The organism is Longispora fulva (assembly GCF_015751905.1).
GTDB lineage: Bacteria > Actinomycetota > Actinomycetes > Mycobacteriales > Micromonosporaceae > Longispora > Longispora fulva.
Genome location: NZ_JADOUF010000001.1, coordinates 6,663,684 through 6,684,894 on the forward strand (window position 1 = coordinate 6,663,684; position 21,211 = coordinate 6,684,894).

Below are 21,211 nucleotides of genomic sequence, written 5' to 3' on the forward strand. Positions count from 1 at the left end.
TGATTAATTGCGCTGGCTGGCCGACGGGCCGGGGGCACGCTAAAACAGCGCGCCGTCAACATGATTGGACCCAGTCTAGCGGAAAGGGGGCCGACCCCGCTCCACGTGGTGACGCAGTCGACTGTGACCTGCCCAACTGTCTGGGGTCTCGGGCAGGATGTAAGGCATGGGAAACCCTCTCAGTCAGTACACCTTGGAAGAGCTGCGCCAGCGGCGGAGCGTGAAGTGGCGGCACTACCCGGACGACGTCCTGCCGCTGTGGGTCGCGGAGATGGACACCCCGCCCGCCGAGCCGATCCGCGCCGGCCTCGCCGACGCCCTGAGCAGGGGAGACCTCGGCTACTCCACCCCCGGCGGCACGCTGGACGCCTTCGCCGGCTTCGCCGCGGCCCGCTACGGCTGGACCGTCGACCCGGCGAACGCCCGGCTGTCCCCCAACGTGATGCTCGGCGTCTCCGAAGTGCTCCGACACGTCACCCGACCCGGCGACGGCGTCGTCATCAACCCACCGGTGTACCCGCCGTTCTACCACTACATCCCCGACAGCGGCCGGCGCGTCATCGAATCCCCGCTGGTCAGAGTGGACGGACACTGGACCATCGACCTCGAACGGCTCGACAGGGACTTCGCCGACGCGTCCGCGTACCTGCTGTGCAACCCGCAGAACCCGACCGGGGTGGCCTACCCCCGCGAGGTGCTCCTCGCCATCGCCGAACTCGCCGAACGCCACAACGTCCGGGTCCTCGTCGACGAGATCCACGCGCCGCTCACCTACCCGGGCGTCACCCACGTGCCGTTCCTCAGCCTCGACACGGCCGCGTCCCGCCGCGCCATCGCGTTCCACTCCGCCTCCAAGGCCTGGAACCTCGCCGGCCTCACCACCGCCGTCATCGTCGGCGGCCCGGAAGCGGGGCGCGACATCGCCCAGATCAGCGAACACTTCGGCGACGCCGTGGGCATCTTCGGGGTACTGGCGACCGAAGCAGCCTTCGCCCACAGCGTCCCGTGGCTGGACTCCCTGCTCCTCGGCCTGGACTCCAACCGCCGCCTCCTCGACACCCTGCTGCGCGACCAGCTCCCGTCAGTGGGGTACTCGCAGCCCGACGCCACCTATCTGGCCTGGCTGGACTGCTCCGAGCTGGGGCTCGGGGACGAGCCGGCGGCGGTGTTCCTGGAGCGGGGGCGGGTGGCTTTCAACCCGGGGGGTGCGTTCGGGAAGCCTGGGGCCGGGCATGTGCGACTGAATCTGGCGACGTCGGCGGAACGGATCGAGGAAGGGGTGCGGCGGATGGTGGCGTCGCTGGGCTAGAGGCAGGGGTGCACCGGACCAGACCCGGGCCGGGCCGGGCCGGACAGGTCCGGTCCAAGCCGGCTTGAGGCGCGGGGTGCGGCTCCGGCCTGCGACCCGCGTCAGGAGTGCGGGTCGCAGGCCGGGTCAGCCGCTGAACATCCAGGTGATCAGGTCCTCCATGTACAGCGCCGCAACCACGCCCAGGCCCACCATCACCGTGAACACGATGCCCAGAATGATCAGGACCCGTCGGTTGCTCCGCCGCTCCGGCTCGGGCTCCGGAGGCGGCAGCGAGAACGGCGACCGGGGACCGAAGATCTGACCCGTCAGCGAGCCGTTGGTCGTCTCCAGCGGACTGAGGACGCCGTAGCCACCGGTGTTCCCGTAGGGGTGGGACCGGGCGGGCGGGGCTGGGAGTGTTCCACCGCCGTAGACGGTGCCTCTGACGGGGTCAGCCCGGTGGTCCTGGTCCGGCCGCTCGGCCGGTTGGACGGCCGGGGGTGTGTGCGAAGCCGAAGGTCGGGTCGGGACCTGGGCGCGGCCCTGGTAGCGCTCGGCAGGATGCGGAGGGACCGCCGGTCCTGATTCCGGCTGCGCCGGCGAGGCCGATACCTCGGGGGTCGAGTCGGGTTCGGGCCGCATGAGCGAAGCCGCCACGTTGAGGACCGGGTCCCCGGCCTGGCCGCCCTGCTCGCCGAGGTCCGCGTCGGCACCTGGTTCGGGTGTCGACGCGCCCGCCACCTCGGGGGTTGGCCCCGCCTCGGATGCGGTAGAGCTGCTGAACGACGCCTGCTCCGACCCGGCCGGCGAAAGCGCGTCCGGAGACGAGTCCTCGGCGGACACCGAAGGAGGCATCGACGAGCCCGACGACTGAGTCGGAATCCGCGTCGCCGGCATCGTCGAGACCGCCGGCGCGTCGGACGTCGGGACCGACGGCTCGGAGCCGGGACCACGCCGGGGCGGTGTCTCCTCGCCGCGCTCACCACTGAACGCCGCGTGCACGGCCCCCGGACTGTCGGCGGACTCCGGCGGCCACGGCTGCCCCGGCGCGCCGAAGGTCGACGGCGTCTGGAACTGGCCGCCACCGGTCGGGGGCCACCCTTCACCGGACGGCCGGGCCGGAATCTCATGGCCGGTGGGCGGCGGGAATCCGATCGGGGTGGGCGTCGCCGGAGCCGTGTAATTGGGCTGGGCCGGGCCGGGCGGTGGGCCCTGCGGCACGGGGAGCTGCTGTTCCGGGGCGGGACGAGCGAAATCATGCCAGACGGGTACCGGCGGAGACGCGCCCTGTCCCTGCCCAGCATCAGGCCACTGCCCCTGCGAGCCGGAGACCTGACCCCTGTCCTGGCTCTGCTGCACCCCGAACTGCCCGCCGAGCTGCCCCTCGGGCGACCCGAACTCGCCCCCGAGCTGCCCCTGCGGTGACCCGAACTGCCCGCTGGCCTGCTCGTTCGGCACGCCGAACTGGCCGCCGGACGACTGCTGGACCGGCGGGGTGCCGTATTGCCCACTCGGGGACTGCTGGTCCTGGGGCCACTGACCCGACCCGGACGGGTCCTGGCTCCGCTGCCCAGGATTGGGAGCAGCCTGATCCCACTGGCCTGGGCTAGGGGCAGCCTGGCCCCACTGGCCCGGAGCGGGAGCGGCCTGAGCCCACTGGTCTGGGGCCGGAGACGGCTGATCCCACTGCCCGGGTGCCGGCGGAGGCACGTTCTGGTCCCAGTGCCCCTTGGTGGCCGGAGGGGCCTGGCCCGGTTGAGCCGGGCCTGAGGGTGCCGGCCACTGTCCCGGCGCTGGGGTTGCCGGGTTCCACTGCCCGTCGGCAGCGGGAGGCCATTGGTCGGCGGCCGGAACGTCGGGGTGATGGCGCGGTGCGGCGTGCGGGGCCTGGTCCGCCTGGTTCTGGCCGGCGGGCTCCGGCCACTGCGCAGGGGCGAAGGACGCCGGCGGGTCCCATTGCTGGGCCGCGGGCGGTGGAGTCTGGTCGGGCTGGGGTGGGCCGGCGGGTGCAGGCCATTGTCCTGGGGCGGAGGGTGTTGCCACCTGGCCCCATGGGTGGGCGGGTGGTGGCGGCGTCTGGTCCGGCTGGCCCGGGTTGGGGACCGGGGCCTGGCCCGGCTGGGGCTGGCCCGACGGTGCCGGCCACGCTCCGGCCGGTGGCGGCGTCTGGTTCCAGCGACCTTCCGCGGACGGCTGAGCGGCCGGGTCCCACTGACCATGCACGGCGGGAGCGCCCTGGTCGCGCTGCCCGGGTTGAGCAGGTGCGTTCTGGCCCCACGGCGGAGGGCTGACAGGCGCACCCGGGTTGGCCTGCCCCGAGGCGGAAGCTGCGCCCGGGCTGGAATGCCCGGGGCTGGAAGGCGAACTCTGGTCCCACTGTCCGGGGGGTGTCGACGTCTGTGCGCCCCACGGCACGGAAGCAGAAAGACCAGCATGGTTCTGCTGTTCGGGGGATGGCGGGGCCTGGTTATCCCATGGCCCGGAGGCCGACGGAGCGGCATGGCTCTGCTGCCCGGGGGCGGACGGCGGGGCTTGGCCTGGCTGGGGTGCGCCGGTGGGTGCCGGCCACTGCCCAGGCGCCGGAGGTGTGGAAGGACCCCACTGTCCGGAGGCGGGCGCCGGAGCCTGGCCAGGCTGGGCCGGAGCGGAAGGCGCGGGCCACTGTCCGGCGGCCGGGTCGGCTGGGGGCTGGTTCCACTGGCCGGGCGCGGCAGGGGCACCTGACGGCTGACCCCATTGGCCTGGCGCCTCCGGGCCACCAGCGGCCTGGCCCCACTGGCCGGAGCCTTGGGGCTGGGCGACAGAGCCTGGCGCTGCCGGGGCCGCGTTCCACGGACCGGAGTCGGAGGGGGCGCTCTGAGGCGGGTTCCATTGGCCGGAGTCGGACGGGGTGCTCTGAGGCGGGTTCCACTGACCGGAATCAGCGGGAGTGCCCTGGGGCGGGTTCCACTGCTCAGGTGGCTGCGGCGCGGGCGACGCCTGGCCCCATGGGCCGCCGGCAGCTGGCTGAGGTGTCGGAGGCTGGCTCGGGTCGGGCCACTGGTCGGCTTGGCCCTGCCAGGGGGTGCCCACGGCCTGACCGGGCACCGGGTAGACGGCATCCTGAGCCTGACCGGCCTGACCGACCTGGACCTGACCGACCTGCGCGTGACCCGGGACAACCTTCGGTTGGATGTCCGCCTGCCACGGGGCGTCACCGGCCTGCTGTTGCTGGGCTCCCTGGCCGCCACCGGGCCAGTGGTTGTCCGGAGCTGGTGGTGCGGGCCACTGGTCCGAGGACTGCGCGGCGGCAGGTTGTCCCTGGGACTGGTCCCACTGGTGGCCTGGCTCCGGGCTCTGCGCGTCAGAGGCCGCAGGCGGGTCCCACGGGCCGGCGGCGGCGCTTGATCCCGGTACCGGAGGCTGAGGGTGCGGCCACTGCTCGACCGGCGGCGACACCTGGTCAAGCTGGTCTGGCGTGGACGACTGGGGCTGGGCGCGGTACACCCGGGGCTGCACGTGTCCCGCCAGCGCCGACACCTCGTCGGCCGTGGCCTGGGTACCCGACACCCGGGCGACTCCCCGCGCTGCGACGGACTGGTGACCGGACGGCCCCGTCCACGCGCCGGACTCCGGAGCGGGCTCGGACTCCTGGGCGGTCTCCGACACTGCGGCAGGTCGCGAGCCTGCCGGCTCCGGTGCGGGTACCGGGGAGTGAGCCGGCTCCAGCACGGGTGCTGGCGGGGTAGAGGCCGATTCCAGCACGGGTGCCGGCGGAGAGTAGGCCGGTTCCAACGCGGGTGCCAGCGGAGAGTGGGCCGGCTCCAGTGCTGCTGCCGGAAGAGAGTCGGCTGGCTCGGAGGTGGGGACCGGCTCTGCGGAGGTGGAGGCTTGCCAGTCGGGCAGCCTCGGTGGGTCGGCGGGCTGCTGGTCTGCCGGTTCCGGCGTCGCGTCGCGTCCAGCATCGGCGGCCGGGGGCTCGAACTGGGCCGCGAACGCAGACCAGGGCGCGTCAGCCGGCGGGCTCGCGGCCTGCCCGGAAGGCGCCGCGTCCAGGTCGAGGTTGGGGGAGGAGTAGTCAGAGGCTGGCGTGACGAGCGGATCCGGGTCCTGGGCCCCGGCACGCGGAGGCCAGGCGTCAGCCGGAGGTGCGGGCTCGACAGAAACCGGCGGCCAGGCGTCGGCAGGAGGTGCGGGCTCGACCGAAACTGCCGGCCAGGGGTCGGCGGGAGCCACGGAGGCGGAAGCCGGCGGCCACGCGTCGGCGGGAGGCGCGGGTGCGGCGGAAGCCGGGGGCCATGCGTCGGCCTGCGGTGGCACATCCCCGTCGGCGGACGACTGCCCGGGCGGCGGCCACGCTGCCGCGTCCGGTGCGGGCCACGCGTTCTCCGGGACGGCCGGCGGGGCCGACACCGGCGAGGACTGGGGCCACGCACCGGACTGCCCGGCGGGCCGCGCCTCGGATCGACCGGCGGCCGGAGTCTCGGACCCGGTGACCTGCGGAGGCCAAGGGGCAACGGGAGGAGTCACGATCGGCGCACCCTGCGGCGGCGTCCCAGAGGAGTCCGGGCCTCGGGCGTCGTCCAGGGGTGCAGGCCACACGTCGGCGGTGCCGGACGGGGCCGGGGAGTCGGGTGCTGGCCATACTTCGGCCGGGCTCGACGCCGATCCGGCGTGTCCGGAGCGGCCAGCCGGCCAGCCGTCGGCGGTGGAGTTCGGGGCCTGGGAGTCGGGTGCCGGCCAGGGCTCCGCAGGGGAGGTCACGATCGGCGCTCCCTGCGGGGGCGTCCCGGCGCTGGACTGGTGCGGTGCGAGGGGGGTGCCGTTGAGCGGGGGCCAGGCGTCCGCGCCCGGCGGGGGGCCGATGGGCTCCTCGGTGGACAGTTCGCCCGAGCGGTACACCCGGGACTGGCCCGGGGGCTGGGCGGCGGCGCCGGGCTCCGGGGCGAGCGCGCCGGGCACCGTGGCGCGGCCGATGACCGGTACCACGGGGATGATCTCCGCCGGCGAGTGCGGCACGAGGTCCGCCGCGGACAGCGCGGTGAGCGGCCGGGGCTCGGGGACCTGGTCCGCGACGGGCGCTGGCTCGTGCTGTGCCCACGGAGCCGAGTTGCCGGCGGGGTCGGCTACCGACTCCGCCCATAGGGACTCCTCTGGCGGCGGGAAGCCGGCGCCGGAGGTGGGGGCGACGACCAGATCGGCGGGCGGCGCCCAGGGATCGGCCGCCGGCGGGGCCGCGGACCCGACCCCCTGATCAGACGGGTACCGCTGTTCGTCCAGCGTCGCCGCGAGCGCCGGGTGTGACCCCGGATCCGGGGTGTCTGAAGGTGCCGGATGGGACGTAGGCGTGGCCTGGGAGGTCGAGTAGAGCGGGGGGTCCGGGGTGAACGCCGGCGGGCCGGGGTGCGCGGGTGTCGAGGGGGAGGCCGGTTCCTCGGGTTCCAGGGCGAACTCCCCGCCCCAGATCGCCCCGTCGGGGGGCGGCGGCGGCAGCTCGTACACGTCCGGGAGGTCTTCCTCGGTCTGCTCCTCCTCCGGCAGCACCGTGCCGACCGGCGGCGGCTCCTCGAGGGGCGGCAGGCCAGCGTCGACTGGGATGTCCGTCGCCAGTTCGGCGGCCCGGATCGCGGCAGGGTCGTAGCCGTCCCGGGCATCGGGGACGTCGAACGGGTCGGGTCCGGGCTCGGGACTCCACGCTGCTGGGGCGTCCGGCGGATCGAGCGGATGCGAACCGGCCACGTCGAGGCCACCGGGCGGGCCTACCGGGTCCGAGTGGCCGCCCTGCTCGCCGTGCCGACCGGCCGGGAACTCGTCGATCGGCGCACCGCCGGACGGCACCTCACCGCCCGACCGCATGGCCAGGGAGGGCGAGCCGTCCCACTGCCCCAGCCCGGTCCTCAGTGGCGGCCAGGTGGGCGGTCCGACGTGGTGGGCCGGGCGACCACAGCTCGGGCAGGCCGCCGACTCGGAACCGAGGGGCGAACCGCAGGCCTCACACAACTCGTCGCTCACCGGAGCCCTCCCACTGCCGAGCGCTCACCAATACTGACACGGATCGACGCAGCTCTTCGAAGTTGTACCACTAGCGATGTCAGCTGGGCGTGAACCCTAACCCGCCGGGGTCGCCCCCGCGGCACCGGCCACCGGGCTTCCCGCGCCGGGCTCGGCACCCACGGCCGGCGTCGAGCCGGCCCCGGCCGGGTTCCCGCCGGACCCCGTCGGGTTCCCGCCCGACCCGGTCGGGTTCGCACCGGACCCGGTCGGGGTGGTGGAACCCGTGCCGGTGTCCACCGGCGGGTCGGTCGGGGTGACGGGCGGCGTCGTCGATGTGGGAGAAGGCGATGGCGACGGCGAGGGCGAGGGCGTCGGCGAAGGCGAAGGCGAAGGGGTCGGCGTCGGCGTCGGGGACGGGGACGGGGACGGCGTGGGCTTCGGCGGCGTGACCGCGTCGACCACCCGGGTGGCCCGGTAGAACTGGTAGGTGCTGACCGGGGAGATCTTCACCACGTCCCCGGGCTCGGGCGCCTGGATGACCTTGTTGTCGCCGATGTAGATGACGACGTGGTAGATGTCCTCCCACCTTGACGGCGAGGCGTTGTAGAACAGCAGGTCACCGGGGAGAAGCTGGGAGGCGTCGACCTCTTTGGTCGTGTGGTACTGGTCGTTGGCGATCCGGGTCACCGACACGCCGGCAGCCTTGTAGGACCACTGCACGAGCCCGGAGCAGTCGAAGGTGTTGTTCCTGCCGTCGGCGCCGAAGACGTAGGGCCGGCCGAGGCGGGTCTTCGCCCACGCGACGGCCTCCAGGGCCTTCGGGTTGGCCAGCTCGCCGCGGGAGTTGGGCTTGAGGCCCGACAGCTTGGTCTGGTTCAGCTCGTACGTGAACTTGTCGGCGTTGGCCTTGGTGAGCTGCGTCGAGTACTCCGCGCGCAGGGCGGTCAGGGCCGCCAGCCGCTGGTCGTACTGCCCCTTGAGGGTCGTGTACGCGGTCGTCGCGGTCCGCTGGGCCGCCACGGCCTTGTCGTAGGCGACCTGGGCGGCCTGCTGGTTGTGCTGCGCGGTCAGGAAGTCCTTGGCCGTGTACTGCCCCTTGGTGCTCTTCTGCCCGTGCATGCCCGGGGCGAGGGCTGACAGGTCGCGCAGGTCCTTGCCGAGCGGGCCGAGCGGCTCGAGAGCCTGTGCCTCGCGGTAGCTGGCGGCGGCGGCGTCGGACGCCTGGCCCTCCCAGCCGGTGAGGATGGCCGTGGCCGCGTCCAGGGACTCCTTGGTCTGGGTCGTGGACTCGGTGGCGGACTCGGCGGTGATCTGGGCGGCGAGGGCCTGCTGCTCGAGGAGTCGGACGGCGACGGCCTCGGCGTTCACCCTGGCCTCGATGGCCCGGATCGCGGGGTCGTCGACGTCGCCGTGCACGGTCGGCACGGCGGCTCCGGGGACGGGCAGCGGCGGCCGGACGCCCGGGTCCGGGATCGAACCGCTGGTCGCGGGGTTGCCGGGGTCGGCTACGGAGGGGGTGGCGAAGGCGAGGGCGCCGATCAGGGCGCACAGAAAAAACCATGCGGTCTTTCTCGTCTTCATTCCGCCCCCTGTGTCGCCGAACACTGACCCCTGCCACAGTACGAAAGCCGCACCAGGCTTGCTACCCCAAAATCGGTCGGTAATCAGGCTGTGACCCATAGGGCAGCGAAATCCCTGGTGAAGTCGCGACGTACTCTCGGGACATGGACGCCGGACTGAAGCGCGAGCTGGAAGCAAAGGTCTACTCGGGGGAGCGCCTGACCCGCGCCGACGGTGAGGCACTCTACGCCTCCGACGACCTCGCCTGGCTGGGCCGGTTGGCGCACCACAAGCGCACCGAGCTCAACGGCGAGGACGTCATGTTCAACGTCAACCGGCACCTGAACCTGACGAACGTCTGCTCGGCCTCGTGCGCGTACTGCTCGTTCCAGCGCAAGCCGGGCGAGAAGGACGCGTACACGATGCGGGTCGAGGAAGCGGTCCGGCTCGCCAAGGAGATGGAGAACGAGCAGCTCACCGAGCTGCACATCGTCAACGGCCTGCACCCGACCCTGCCGTGGAAGTACTACCCGCGGGTCCTGCGCGAGCTGAAGGCCGCCCTGCCGAACGTGAAGCTGAAGGCGTTCACGGCCACCGAGGTGCAGTGGTTCGAGAAGATCTCCGGCCTCGGGGCCAGCGAGATCCTCGACGAGCTGATCGACGCCGGCCTGGAGTCGCTGACCGGCGGCGGCGCGGAGATCTTCGACTGGGAGGTCCGCCAGCACATCGTGGACCACGCCTGCCACTGGGAGGACTGGTCCCGGATCCACCGCCTCGCGCACGAGAAGGGGCTCAAGACCCCGGCGACCATGCTGTACGGGCACATCGAGGAGCCCCGGCACAGGGTCGACCACGTGATGCGCCTGCGCGAGCTCCAGGACGAGACCGGCGGCTTCGTGGTGTTCATCCCGCTGCGCTACCAGCACGACTTCGTGGACTCCAAGGACGGCATCATCCGCAACCGGATCCAGGCCCGCACGACGATGGCCTCGCCGGCCGAGTCGCTGAAGACGTTCGCGGTGTCCCGGCTGATGTTCGACAACGTGCCGCACGTGAAGAACTTCTGGGTGATGCACGGGCTGTCGCTGGCGGCGCTGTCGCTCAACTTCGGGGCGGACGACCTGGACGGTTCGGTCGTGGAGTACAAGATCACGCATGACGCGGACTCGTACGGGACGCCGAACAAGATGCACCGTGAGGACCTGATGGAGATGATCCGCGACGCGGGCTTCCGTCCGGTCGAGCGCAACACCCGCTACGAGGTGGTCCGCACCTTCGACAAGGGTCCGTCGATGGCCGAGCGGCGCGCCGAGCCGCAGCAGGTCTGGGCCTAGGGGCTTCCGGCGGCGACCCAGGCTTCCTGCTGGGCCGCCGCCAAACCCCACAACCCTTCCTCTTCGGGTACGCCGAGCCGCGCCACCGTCGCCTCGAACGCCGGCCGGTCGAGGGTCGCCGTCGAGTTCCCGGTGGCGGTCCGCACCGTGTGCGTCAGAGCCCGCACGGTCTCGGTCCGGTCGGCGTACATCCGCTGCACGACGAACGTCCGGACGAACGGCGAGTCCTCCGCCGTGGACAGCCGCTGGTGCCAGGCGTCGAAGTCCGCGAGCTCCAGGGGCGCCGTGCGCAGGTGGTAGCCGGGCGGGCTGGTCCGGCCGTCGAGCCCGATCCACCACCGGTCGCCCCGGTCCTCGATCGTGTACCGCTCGGCACCCTGGTGGTGCACGCCTGGTCGGAGCGGCAACGGGTCGAGGAACCCGTCGCCGAGGCCGGCGTCGGCCACCCAGGTCTGCCCGTCCAGGTCGACGAGCAGGGCCAGATGGTTGCCCCAGCCGTCCTCCTCGCCGTACCGGTCGAGGTGTACGGCCGCGCAGGCGTGGCGCACCTGGAAGCCGAGGGCGGTCAGGAGCGCGCCGAACAGGCCGTTGAGCTGGTAGCAGTAGCCGCCGGCGCGCTGGCGCACGATCCGGTCCTCCAGCGCGGGGATGTCCAGGGGCGCCGGCGTGCCGAGCTGGATGCCGGCGTTCTCGTAGGGCACGGCGAGGAGTTGGGCGCGGTGCACGGCGCGCAGGGTGTCGAGGGTGGGCGCGACCGGTCCGGTGTGGCCGATCCGCCGCAGGTACGCGTCCACATCGATCATGGACGCCACCCTATCCAGCGTCACCGGATTCCGCCGGCCGCCCGCGGCGGAGCCAGGCCAGCACGCCGAGGACCGCTGCGGTGACCAGGCAGGCGGCGACGGCGGTCGTCTTGAGCATGGTCAGCGTGTTGGTCAGCGCAGCGACGCCGTCGAGCCGGTCCGGGTAGCGCAGCAGCATCGTGACGATGCCGACGTTCTCCGCGTAGTCGGTGATCACGTAGAGCACCGGCAGGGCCAGCACCCACCGGCCCACCCTGGCCCGCCGGGCCAGTGAGCCGAGCGCCACCAGCCCGAACAGGAGCAGCGCCGCCGGCAGTAGGACGTCGCCGGTCAGGTTGAGGATCGCGTGCCAGCGCCGTCCGTCCGGGCCGTAGGCGGTGAGCATGTCGTACGCCTGCTGCGGGGTGTAGCCGTCCGGGCGCGGGTCCGCCCCGTTGCGCCCGCCGGACATGTCGAGCACGCCGGCGCCGAACGTGTCGTAGAACAGGGTGGCGGCGCCGTTCATGATGACCAGGGTGCCGAGGGCGACGGCCGCCGTACGAGGGACGGTGAGCTTCACGGGGCGGCTCCGGAGCGGTGCGTGACGACGGCCTCGACGGTCCGCGAGGACGAATCACTATCAACGGGCAGCGGGGGCAGCCCTGTCAAGATGGGTCGATGAGAATCCTGTCGATCATGGCGTGGGTCGCCACCGCAGCCTGGGGCGTGTTCGCCGCCGTCCGGCTCGGTGGGCTCGAACACGGCTGGCCGTTGCGGCCGGCGATGGCGTACACGCCGTACGTGGCGCTCGGGGTGCTCGTACCCGTCGGACTGGCGCTGGTCGCCCGGAACTGGCGGGCGTCGGCGGCGGCGCTGGTGGTGGCAGCCGCCCTGGCCGCGGCGGTGCTGCCCCGGTGGGTGCCGGGGGACGCCGGCAGCGCGGACGGCCCGAAGCTGCGGGTGCTCAGCACCAACCTGATGGGCGGCGAGGGCGACCTGACCGTCCTGCGCAGGCTCATCGACGGGCACCAGGTCGACCTGCTCAGCGTGCAGGAGCTCACCCCGGAGGCCGACGCGGTCCTCACGACCTACTTCCCGCACCGGGTCGCCCGGCCACAGCCCGGCTACTCCGGCACCGGCGTCTACTCCGCCTACCCCCTGACCCGGCTCGCCGGGATCGAACCCGCCGGGGCCGAGTTCGAGATGACCGGGGTGACCGTCACCCTCCCGCAGGGGTCGTTCGAGCTGCTCGCAGCCCACCCGATGGCTCCGGTCAACGCGCTCGGGTCGGCCCAGGCGGTCAGCGATCTCGGCAAGCTGCCCCGGGCGACTCCGCACGGCGCGGTCCGGATCCTCGCCGGAGACTTCAACGCCACCCTCGACTTCGCGCCGCTGCGCGCCGTGATCGGCAGCGGCTACCGCGACGCTGCCGACGCGCGCGGCGAGGGCCTGACCTGGACCTGGCCCAACCTGCCCAACGACCACGCCGAGGTCGGCGGGGTCTCGCTGCCGCCGGTGACCATCGATCACGTTCTGGTCGACGAGCGGGTGGCCGTCACCGGATACGACGTCTTCGACCTGCCCGGCTCCGACCACCGGCCGGTGCTGGCCGAGCTGACCCTGCCCCGTACCCTCTGAGGTGTGTCTGAGCGGGCGACCTTCCCGAAAAGGGACGAAGATGGGCGGGTAGCGGCGTACGCGGACCTTTTCGCGGCGACGCTCGCCATGATGCTCATGTCCCTGGTCGCCGTGCTGCTGATCGACCTGGTCGCGGTGGCCTTCGGGGCCTCGTGGGGCCGGTCGAGCGGCTGGCTGGCCGTGGTGCTGCCGGCGTGGCTGTTCGTCGAGGAGTACCGGGCGTGGCGGGTGCCCGGCCGGATCGCGATCGCGGCGCTCGGCATCCTGCTCGGTCTCGTGGCCGGGTCGGGCGCGGCCTTCCTGGCAAGTTATCTGCCGCCGCTGCTGTCCGGCGGCGTCGGAGCGGCGGTGACCACGCTGGTCTACGCCACGTTCTGGTTCTTTGGTATCCGGTGGCTCGCCCGGCGTACCGGTGATGGGGGTTAGTCCGTTGAGTCCGTTCGTCAAGTACACCCTGGCCCGGCTGGGCATGTTCGCGGCCATCATGGTCGTGCTGGTCCTGCTGCCGCTGCCGATCACCCTGGTCGTCAAGGTGATGGTCGCGCTGCTGATCTCGCTGGTGCTGTCGTTCTTCCTGCTGAAGAAGATGCGGGACGAGATGAGCGACTACATCGCCGGTTCCGTCCAGCGCCGGCAGGCCGAGAAGGACAAGCTCCGGGCCGCCCTGGCCGGCGAGGACGAGGACACCCCGCCGGCAGGGAAGCCGGCCACCCCGGCCGACCCGTCGGCCGAGAAGCCGACCGACGGGCCGCAGACCGTCTAGCAGGTCACGCTGCCGGTGCCGGGTACTCCAGCGGGATCCGGCACCACCTGGCCGTTGGTGTCCCGGTACGCCCAGTCCAGCCGGTCGCCGTGCGCGGTCACGTACAGCGCGCCCGGGTAGCCGGTGGCCTGCCACACCCCGTGCCGGGGCATCGGGTCGTCGTGCGGGATGTGCCCGCCGCTGCCGGCGATCAGCTGCACCAGGTGCCCGCCCGGCCGCAGGTCGCCGGTGAGCGGCTCGTACTGCTCCATGTCGTGCTGGTGGCCGTTGAGCACCAGGTCCCCGCCGTTGTCGGCGAGCAGGGCGAACAGGTCGGCCATCTTCTCGTGCGGGATCGGGCCCATCAGTGGCCGGTGCCAGGTGGCGACCACGCACCTCTCCGGGCTGTCGCGGAGCACCTGCTGGGCCCACTGGTACTGCGGACTGCGCGGGCCGCAGCCGCCGGCCACCCCGCACTCGGAGTTCAGCACCAGGAAGCGCACGCCGCGCCAGCTGAAGGTCTCATACGTGGGCCGGCCGTGCCAGTAGTCCTCCCACGCGTCCATGTGGTGCGCCTCGTGGTTGCCGAGGGTCGGCTTCGTGAACCGGGCGAGCCGGCCCCAGTCCTTCCCGCCCCCCGGGTCGTCGAAGCTGGACCGGCCGTAGTTGAAGTCCCACTCGGCGGCCGTACCCGTCTCGTAGACGTCGCCGAGGAACAGGAGCAGGCCGGCCCGGGAGTCGAGGACGGACTGGGCCACGGCCGCGCTGGCCCGGGTGCCGTCCCCGCCGTCGCCCACCGCGGCGATCAACGGGTCGCCGTCGAACTGCCGGGGGGCGAAGAGCTCCTGCCAGTTGCCGGGGGCGCCGGCGCGCGGCGGGTTGTCCAGGGTCAGCGGCAGGAGCACGGCGTCGCCGAGTTCGCCGCTGTGCGGTTTGACGGAGACCCCGAGGTGGCCGGGGCCGTTCGGGAACCGGGCGGTCGGCCAGACGAACGTCCACGGCGGCTGGAAGTCGAGCAGCAGGTCGTCGCTCTCCCAGGTGAAGACCAGGTCGTAGGGGACCTTGCCCTCGACGGTGGCGGTGACCGGAACGTCCCCGGTCAGGGTGTTCGACGGGACGGAGACGCAGACCTGGACCCCGGCGGACCAGCCGCACGCGCTCGGGGCGGGCCCGGCCGCCGCGCCGGTGGCGGCCGTGGCGAGCAGGAGGACGCCGACGACGAGGCCGGCGCGAAGAATAGTCGCTTTCACGACTCTTGTAACGAGTCGTCCGGCCGATCATGACGGCCGCGCGCCGCCGTGGGCGGTCCCGGCTTGTTTCAGGAGGCGGCTGGTGCCGACCCCCGGATCCGGTCACCGACCGTCGCGGCGAACCACCGCAGCCCGTTCGTCGCGTACTTGAACCCGTGCATGACCAGCCACAACAGCGCGACGACCCCCCAGATCGCCCAGAACACCACGCTGCGCAGCATGCCGAGCACCACGGCGGTGGTGGAGTGCGTGGTCCGTCGGCCCTGCCCGGTGCTCGCGAGGTGCTTGACGAACCCCCACAGCCGGTCGACGGCCCCGGTCACCAGGACCACCACCCGGTCGGCGACCAGCAGCGGCAACGACAGCCAGGTCAGGGCCGCGAGCTGCCCGACCGGCTCGTCCGCCAGCGACGGCAGCTGGTGCGGAGCGCCCCGGGCCAGGGCGCGCCGGGCGGCCGGGATCGCGAGCACCGACCAGGTGCCGGCCCAGAAGACCCACACCGTCCAGCCGGGCCAGTCCGCGAAGCGGCGCACCGCCCAGGAGAAGGGCAACAGGCACACCAACGCCACGGGTACCAGCAGCAGGAAGGCCCCGACCAGCGCGAACACGCTCCCGGCCGTGGCCGGCTCCTCGACGGGGGCCACCTCGGGCCGGGGCCTGGGCACCGGCGGGGGCGGCGGCGGTGGGTCGAGCGTGGCGACCTGCGGGGCCGGCGACACCGGCACGGGCAGCGCCTCGGTCGGGTCGGCGGTCGTGGGCCCCGGTTCGAGGAAGTCCAGCGGCGGCAGGTCCTCGGTGGAGATCGGCCGGCTGCGGTCCGTCCACTCGCCGCCGTCCCAATAGCGCATGGCCGGCTCGCCATCCGGATCGACATACCAACCGGGCGCCCTGGTCATGCCCCTGAGAGTACCGCCGGGAGGGGCTGGGAGTGCAGTACGTCCAGCCGGGAAACCGCCCGGGTGAGCACCACGTACAGCCGGTGCAGCCCGCGCGGCTCGGCGGCGACGATGGCCGCCGGCTCGGGCACGATCACGTGGTCGTACTCCAGGCCCTTGGCCAGGCTCGCCGGCATCACCGTGATCCGCTGGTCCTCCTCGGGGCCGCCGACCTCCAGGCCTGCGGACCGCAGCGCCTCGACCAGCCCGGGCACGGACGCGTCGGCGGCGATGACGCCCACCGAACCCTCGTGTTCCAACGCCGCCACCACAGCCGCGACGGTGTCGCCCACGACGTCGCGCGTGGCGGTGACCGTCAACGAACCGTCACGACGGAGAGACACCCCGGCCGGCACGTTGACGTCGAGCGCCGGCAGCAGCCGGTTGGCGAGGGCGATGATGGCCGCCGGTACCCGGAAACCGGTGGTCAGCGGCACGACGGTAGTGCCGGGCTTGCCCAGGTGCTCGAGGCTGTCGGCCCAGTCGGCCGCCGCCCACGGCGCGGTGCCCTGGGCCAGGTCGCCGAGCACGGTCAGCGACGCGTGCTCGCTGCGCCGGGCGATCACCCGGCACTGCATCGGGGACAGGTCCTGGGCCTCGTCGAGGACGACGTGCCCGTAGCTGGCCTCGCGGTCCAGCAGGCCGGCCGCCTCGTCGAGCAGCACCAGGTCGGCCGCCGACCACTTCGCCGACTTCGGGCTCTTCGGCGGCTTCGCCCAGCCCACGGCCTCGAAGCCCGCCAGCGGGTCGGTGAGCAGCTCGCACACCAGGCTCTCGGGGGTGACGGCCGGCCAGCACCCGTCGAGCACCGCCTTGACCTGGGAGTGCTTGCCCATCTGCCGCTGCCACGCCTCGGACGGCGACTCGCCGGAGCGGGCCTCGGCCTGCCGGAGGAGGAGGTTGACGATCCGGGCCCGGAGCCGCTCCCGGCCAGTACCGTACGGGAGGTTCGCTCTCCTGACCTCCGTCACGGCCGCGCGCAGGTCGTCCGGGGAGAGCCGCCAGCGCCACGCCCCGTCGGAGATCATCAGTCCCTCGGCGGGCCTGGTCACCTTCGCCCACAGCATCCGGGCCAGCTGATCGGCCATCGCCGCCGAGTGCTTCACCGCCGCGGCCTCCGGGGAGTCCACTGCCCGCACCGGGTGCCGGGCGACCAGGTCGTCGATCGTGTACTGGTCCACCTCCACCTCCCCCAGCGCCGGCAGCACGGCGGCGATGTAGCCGAGGAACGCCCGGTTCGGTCCGATGATCAGGACCCCGGCGCGCTTCAGGCGCTCGCGGTGCGCGTAGAGCAGGTACGCGGCCCGGTGCAGGCCCACGGCCGTCTTCCCGGTGCCAGGCGCGCCCTGCACGCACACCGACTCGGTCAGCTCGGCCCGGACCAGCACGTCCTGCTCCGGCTGGATGGTGGCCACGATGTCGCGCATCGGCCCGACGCGCGGCCGCTCGATCTCCGCGGTGAGCAGCGCGCTCTTCGTGCCCAGCTCCTCGCCCCGGGAGATGTGCTCGTCCTCGAAGCTGGTCAGCTCGCCCTGTGCGAAACCGAACCGGCGGCGCTGGTCCACGCCCATCGGGTCGGCGACGCTGGCCTGGTAGAACGCCGTGCACAACGGGGCGCGCCAGTCCAGGACCAGCGGCTCGCCGCCGGCCTTGTCGACGACGTGCCGGCGGCCGATGTGCCAGCTCTCGGTCATTCCCCGGGCACCAGCGGCGCCGGCGCCCATGTCCAGCCGACCGAAGAAGAGTGGCGTGCTGGGGTCGACGGCCAGTGCCTGCATCCGGTCCCGCATCGCGCGGCCCAGGGTCTCCGCCGAGTAGGCGTCGCCGGCGACCATCGCGCCGGTGGTGTGCAGTTCGTCGGCGGTCCGCAGCATCCGCGCGAGCGCGGCCCGGGACCTGGTGAGGTGTTCCTGTTCGGCGAGCAGCTCTTCCTGCATGGGGGACGTCCTTTGCAGCGTCGGGGGCGATCTCCCACTGCCATAGGCCCGCAAGGGCCCGGCTTCGACGGGCGCACGAACGTGCCAGCGTACTCCGATCGGCCCAGGTCGGCCGCAGGTTTTCCCGGATGAGGCACGCGGCGTACCGACCTGTTGTTGTAGGGTGCGGGCGCACAGCCAAGACTCGACGGGGAGTTGGAGACATGCAGTCAACGGAGTCCTGGCCGGCGGGCGGCTTGGAGTCGGTGCCCCACTGCCCCATCTGCGGGGACAGCGCGCGCGAAACAGTGCATCTGGAACTCTCCGACCGGATCTTCTTCTGCGCGCCCGGCACCTGGAACCTGTACCGGTGCACAGGCTGCGCGACCGGCTACCTCGACCCCCGGCCGACCGAGGACACCATCAGCCTCGCCTACGACAGCTACTACACCCACGCCGCGGCGGCGAAGGTCGACGTCGACCAGTTGAGCCTCGCCCGCAAGGTCCGCAGAAGCCTGGCCAACGGCTACCGCAACCACCAGTTCGGCACCCAGGACCTGCCGGCGAACCCGCTCGGCGTGCTGTCGGCGAAGCTCCTGGCCAAGCAGCGCGCGACGATGGACACGGAGAGCCGGCACATCCCGAAGCCGACGCCGGGTGCCCGGCTGCTCGACATCGGCTGCGGGGACGGGAACTTCCTGGAGTTCGCGCGGCGGGCCGGCTGGACCGTGGTGGGCGTCGACTTCGACGAGAAGGCCGTCGAGGCGGCCCGGTCCCGGGGACTGGACATCCGGCACGGCGGCGTCGAGGTCCTCGACCCGGCCGAACGGTTCGACGGCATCACCCTGAGCCATGTCATCGAACACGTGCACGACCCGGTGGCCCTGCTGGCCGCGTGCCGGCGGATGCTCAACCCGGGCGGCTGGATCTGGCTGGAGACACCCAACCTCGACGCCCTCGGTCACCAGCGGTACGGCGCCGACTGGCGCGGGCTGGAGCCGCCCCGGCACCTCGTGCTGTTCACCCCGGCCTCCCTGAAGCAGGCGCTGGCCAAGGCCGGCTTCGTGGACGCGGAGATCCAGCGGGCAGCGCTGAGCACGGGCTTCACGTTCTCCGCCAGCGAGGCCATCGCCCGGGGCGAGGGCTCCATGACCGAGAACGACTACCTCGAAGAGGCCGGCGCGCTCATCAAGGCCGCGGAACGCGAGGCGACGAGGAACCCGGACGTCCGAGAGTTCATCACGATCAAGGCCTGGCGGGCGGCGTGACGGCACGCCCGTCGCGTGCGTGACGCCCGTCACGATCACCGCAGGCGTAGCTTGGAGGTCATGAGTCCGAGCAGGCCACGGGTCGGCCACATCCAGTTCCTGAACTGTCTGCCGATCTACTGGGGCCTCGGCCGCACCGGCGCGCTCCTCGACGTCGACCTGTACAAGGACAGCCCCGATCAGCTCAACGAGCGCCTCGTCGACGGCAGGCTGGACATCGGGCCGATCAGCCTGGTGGAGTACCTGCGCGCGGCCGACGACCTGCTCCTCCTTCCGGACCTAGCGGTCGGCAGCGACGGGCCGGTGCTGTCGGTGAACATCGTGTCGAAGAAGCCCCTGGCCGAGCTCGACGGCGCTCAGGTCGCGCTCGGCTCGACCAGCCGGACCGGGGTGCTGCTGGCCCAGCTCCTGCTCGCGGGGAAGTACGGCGTCACCCCCAGCTACACCCGCACCGCCCCAGACCTGGACGCGATGCTCGCCGGAGCCGACGCGGCGGTGGTGATCGGCGACGTGGCCCTCCGCGCGCTCTACGAGGCGCCATCGCAGGGCCTGCACGTCACCGACCTCGGCCAGGCCTGGCGGGACTGGACCGGCCTGCCGATGGTGTTCGCCGTCTGGGCGGTCCGCCGGGACTTCGCCGCGGCGCACCCGGGCCTGGTCAAGGACGTGCACGAGGCGTTCCTCCGGTCCCGCGACCTGTGCCTGTCCGAGCTGGACGAGGTGGCGGAGTCCGCGGCCCGCTGGGAGCCGTTCGACGCGGCGACCCTGGCCGGCTACTTCCGGGCGCTCGACTTCTCCCTGGGCGCGCGGCAGGTGGCGGGGCTGCGGGAGTTCGCGGCCCGCGCGGCGGCGCACGGCGACGTTCCGGCCCTCCCAGCGGACGGCCCACGCTTCGTCTTCTCCTGAAAACCAAGATCATTATTCGTTACGGTGGGGCGTGCCCCCGGTCCGGCGGCTCGCCTGCGAGGGCCGTCGCCTACGGGCTGGGCGGGCGCGAGATGAAGGCTCGCCAGTCGGCGACGGGGAAGCGCAGCACGGGGCCCTGGGCATCCTTGGAGTCGCGAACGCCGACGACGTCCGGGCCAAGCTGCGGCGCGACCTCCACGCAGTTGTTGCCGCTGCCGCTACGGCTGGACTTGCCCCAGGCGGCGGCGACTTCCACACAGTCGCCACCGCTTCCACTGCGGCCGGACTTGCGCCACCAACTCTGGCCCAGGTCCGCCATCAGGTCACTCCCGTTCGTAGTCCGCCATGATCCGCGCGATGAACGTCGCAGAGTCTTCGGGCGTCAGTGCCACGCGGTCGAGGGTATCAACGGCCTCGTGAAACGTTTCCACGTCTTTTGCGTCGTCTATGAACAGGCAGGAACGCCGGTAGTCGAGCTGCACGACAGGGCGGGCCTTCGCGAACTCCAGCAACAAGAACGAACCGTCGAGACCTGGGACTTCGTCCGCAGTGGACGGGAGTGCGCGAATCGTGACATTCGGTCGCTGGCTCTCCTTGAGGATCCGCTCCAGTTGGTCGACCATCACCTTCGATGATCCGAGGCGGCGACGGAGGGCGCCCTCATCGAGGTAGGCGACATAGTCTGGCGGGCTGGGCCTCGACAGGAGAGCCTGCCTGCCGAGGCGGGTTGCGACTCTCGACTCGGCTTCGAAGTCGGACACGCCCGTGGCGCGCATCAAGGCTCGGGTGTATTCCGGAGTCTGAAGCAGCCCTGGTAGCACCAGCATCGACACGTTGGTGACTCTGGTGGCGGTCGTTTCGAAGCTGATCAGTGTGGCCAGTGACTTTGGAAGGCCGGTTCGAGAACCGGCGCCCACCCAGGTCGGCTGCTCCGGCTGTCGAGCCAGCTCGATCAGGGACTCGCGGCGTTCGCCGGTGACGCCGAAGACGACCAGGAGGGCCGAGACCTCCTCGCTGGTCACCTTGCGCTTGCCGTTCTCGATCCTGCTCAGGGTGCTGGCGGACAGTCCGACGCGCTCGCCGGCGAGCCGGGTGCTCAACCCGGCCGCGTCTCGCAGGTCCCTGAGCTCCGCGCCCAGCCCGCGTGACCAGATCCCGGGCTCGCGTCGCGACATCCCTACCCCCTCGCGCTGTTCGTGCGGAACATCCTATTCAGTGCCGGCAAGTCCGGCTCAGAACTGGCATGTGCCGATCGTTGCACGTGTTTCTGAAACAGTCTACGGTCAACCTGGAAACGGTCATGGTGGAAGGAGTGCGACATGACGGATCTTGAAGTGCAGCCGCTCGACGGCGGGGCCGATCGCTGGCGGGAGTTCATGGCGGAGTTCGCGAAGGAGTGCGCGCCCGCCCGGTTCTCGTTGTGGCGGGTCAGGTCCGGCTGGATCGCCGCCGAGTTCGCAGGCTGGGGCCTCACGGACGGGGTCGACGCCTTCGCGATGCTCAATGACCAGGGAAAGAGCCTGGTCAAGATGAGTCGCGCCGGGCTCGACCGGCTCGCGGTGCGCGCCGGCCTGGACATCCTGTGGGCTGACGAGGAGCTGGACCGGGCGTAGTCG

General features: G+C 72.3%; 20 protein-coding genes. 11 read left to right on the forward strand and 9 right to left on the reverse strand.

Annotated elements, in window-relative coordinates:
- The first annotated feature begins 166 nt into the window (after positions 1 to 166).
- Positions 167 to 1,309: a MalY/PatB family protein gene (locus tag IW245_RS30485; protein ID WP_197006571.1), complete on the forward strand. Its 1,143-nt coding sequence runs from the start codon at positions 167 to 169 to the stop codon at positions 1,307 to 1,309.
- A gap of 126 nt (positions 1,310 to 1,435) precedes the next feature.
- On the opposite strand, the gene IW245_RS30490 is transcribed toward IW245_RS30485, so the two are convergent.
- Positions 1,436 to 2,512, reverse strand: a complete 1,077-nt coding sequence (locus IW245_RS30490) for a hypothetical protein (RefSeq protein WP_197006572.1) — start codon at positions 2,510 to 2,512, stop codon at positions 1,436 to 1,438.
- Positions 2,513 to 2,548: 36 nt separating this feature from the next.
- Between IW245_RS30490 and IW245_RS30495 the strand changes: the two genes are divergently transcribed.
- The 3 genes from IW245_RS30495 to IW245_RS41840 all read left to right on the forward strand — a co-directional run bounded on the left by IW245_RS30495 (position 2,549) and on the right by IW245_RS41840 (position 4,874).
- Complete coding sequence (locus tag IW245_RS30495; protein ID WP_197006573.1) at positions 2,549 to 2,716, forward strand: hypothetical protein; 168 nt, start codon at positions 2,549 to 2,551, stop codon at positions 2,714 to 2,716.
- 1,623 nt (positions 2,717 to 4,339) lie between these two features.
- A complete protein-coding gene (locus IW245_RS30500) occupies positions 4,340 to 4,678 on the forward strand; it encodes a hypothetical protein (protein ID WP_197006574.1) in 339 nt (112 codons plus the stop codon).
- Between the two features lie 70 nt (positions 4,679 to 4,748).
- Positions 4,749 to 4,874, forward strand: coding sequence for a hypothetical protein (locus tag IW245_RS41840; protein ID WP_267919975.1), 126 nt, complete (start codon positions 4,749 to 4,751; stop codon positions 4,872 to 4,874).
- 2,504 nt (positions 4,875 to 7,378) lie between these two features.
- Here IW245_RS41840 and IW245_RS30505 read toward each other — a convergent pair.
- On the reverse strand, positions 7,379 to 8,845 hold the full coding sequence (locus tag IW245_RS30505; RefSeq protein ID WP_197006575.1) for a C40 family peptidase: 1,467 nt from the start codon (positions 8,843 to 8,845) through the stop codon (positions 7,379 to 7,381).
- A 143-nt stretch (positions 8,846 to 8,988) separates the two neighbouring features.
- Between IW245_RS30505 and mqnE the strand changes: the two genes are divergently transcribed.
- A complete protein-coding gene (gene mqnE / locus IW245_RS30510; protein WP_197006576.1) occupies positions 8,989 to 10,158 on the forward strand; it encodes an aminofutalosine synthase MqnE in 1,170 nt (389 codons plus the stop codon).
- Here the strand turns inward: mqnE and IW245_RS30515 are convergent.
- Positions 10,155 to 10,961: an arylamine N-acetyltransferase family protein gene (locus IW245_RS30515; protein WP_197006577.1), complete on the reverse strand. Its 807-nt coding sequence runs from the start codon at positions 10,959 to 10,961 to the stop codon at positions 10,155 to 10,157. The genes mqnE and IW245_RS30515 overlap by 4 nt on opposite strands.
- A gap of 10 nt (positions 10,962 to 10,971) precedes the next feature.
- Positions 10,972 to 11,520 (reverse strand): hypothetical protein, encoded by a 549-nt coding sequence (locus tag IW245_RS30520; RefSeq protein ID WP_197006578.1) that lies wholly within the window; start codon positions 11,518 to 11,520, stop codon positions 10,972 to 10,974.
- 98 nt (positions 11,521 to 11,618) lie between these two features.
- On the opposite strand from IW245_RS30520, the gene IW245_RS30525 reads away from it, so the two are divergent.
- Genes IW245_RS30525 through IW245_RS30535 form a run of 3 tightly spaced genes read left to right on the forward strand, consistent with a single transcriptional unit; the run spans position 11,619 to position 13,341 of the window.
- Entirely contained in the window at positions 11,619 to 12,578 is a 960-nt protein-coding gene (locus IW245_RS30525) for an endonuclease/exonuclease/phosphatase family protein (protein WP_197006579.1), read from the forward strand.
- 3 nt (positions 12,579 to 12,581) lie between these two features.
- Positions 12,582 to 13,004 (forward strand): hypothetical protein, encoded by a 423-nt coding sequence (locus tag IW245_RS30530; protein WP_197006580.1) that lies wholly within the window; start codon positions 12,582 to 12,584, stop codon positions 13,002 to 13,004.
- 4 nt (positions 13,005 to 13,008) lie between these two features.
- Positions 13,009 to 13,341: a DUF4229 domain-containing protein gene (locus tag IW245_RS30535; protein WP_197006581.1), complete on the forward strand. Its 333-nt coding sequence runs from the start codon at positions 13,009 to 13,011 to the stop codon at positions 13,339 to 13,341.
- On the opposite strand, the gene IW245_RS42430 is transcribed toward IW245_RS30535, so the two are convergent.
- The 3 genes from IW245_RS42430 to IW245_RS30550 form a co-directional block, all read right to left on the reverse strand.
- The gene (locus tag IW245_RS42430; protein WP_197006582.1) at positions 13,338 to 14,570 is read right to left on the reverse strand and encodes a metallophosphoesterase family protein; all 1,233 of its coding nucleotides are present in this window, start codon (positions 14,568 to 14,570) and stop codon (positions 13,338 to 13,340) included. The genes IW245_RS30535 and IW245_RS42430 overlap by 4 nt on opposite strands.
- Before the next feature lie 68 nt (positions 14,571 to 14,638).
- A complete protein-coding gene (locus IW245_RS30545) occupies positions 14,639 to 15,466 on the reverse strand; it encodes a DUF2510 domain-containing protein (RefSeq protein WP_197006583.1) in 828 nt (275 codons plus the stop codon).
- Positions 15,463 to 17,442: a HelD family protein gene (locus tag IW245_RS30550; RefSeq protein ID WP_197006584.1), complete on the reverse strand. Its 1,980-nt coding sequence runs from the start codon at positions 17,440 to 17,442 to the stop codon at positions 15,463 to 15,465. Before IW245_RS30550 ends, IW245_RS30545 begins: the two co-directional genes overlap by 4 nt.
- A 203-nt stretch (positions 17,443 to 17,645) precedes the next feature.
- Between IW245_RS30550 and IW245_RS30555 the strand changes: the two genes are divergently transcribed.
- Together IW245_RS30555 and IW245_RS30560 are read left to right on the forward strand one after the other, a co-directional pair.
- The gene (locus IW245_RS30555) at positions 17,646 to 18,689 is read left to right on the forward strand and encodes a class I SAM-dependent methyltransferase (protein WP_197006585.1); all 1,044 of its coding nucleotides are present in this window, start codon (positions 17,646 to 17,648) and stop codon (positions 18,687 to 18,689) included.
- 60 nt (positions 18,690 to 18,749) lie between these two features.
- Positions 18,750 to 19,595 (forward strand): menaquinone biosynthetic enzyme MqnA/MqnD family protein, encoded by an 846-nt coding sequence (locus tag IW245_RS30560; protein ID WP_197006586.1) that lies wholly within the window; start codon positions 18,750 to 18,752, stop codon positions 19,593 to 19,595.
- 70 nt (positions 19,596 to 19,665) lie between these two features.
- Here the strand turns inward: IW245_RS30560 and IW245_RS30565 are convergent, their stop codons facing one another.
- Together IW245_RS30565 and IW245_RS30570 are read right to left on the reverse strand one after the other, a co-directional pair.
- Positions 19,666 to 19,851, reverse strand: coding sequence for a DUF397 domain-containing protein (locus IW245_RS30565; RefSeq protein ID WP_233472869.1), 186 nt, complete (start codon positions 19,849 to 19,851; stop codon positions 19,666 to 19,668).
- Positions 19,852 to 19,918: 67 nt separating this feature from the next.
- On the reverse strand, positions 19,919 to 20,770 hold the full coding sequence (locus tag IW245_RS30570) for a helix-turn-helix domain-containing protein (protein ID WP_197006588.1): 852 nt from the start codon (positions 20,768 to 20,770) through the stop codon (positions 19,919 to 19,921).
- A 144-nt stretch (positions 20,771 to 20,914) separates the two neighbouring features.
- Between IW245_RS30570 and IW245_RS30575 the strand changes: the two genes are divergently transcribed.
- A complete protein-coding gene (locus IW245_RS30575; protein ID WP_197006589.1) occupies positions 20,915 to 21,208 on the forward strand; it encodes a hypothetical protein in 294 nt (97 codons plus the stop codon).
- Positions 21,209 to 21,211 lie beyond the last annotated feature (3 nt).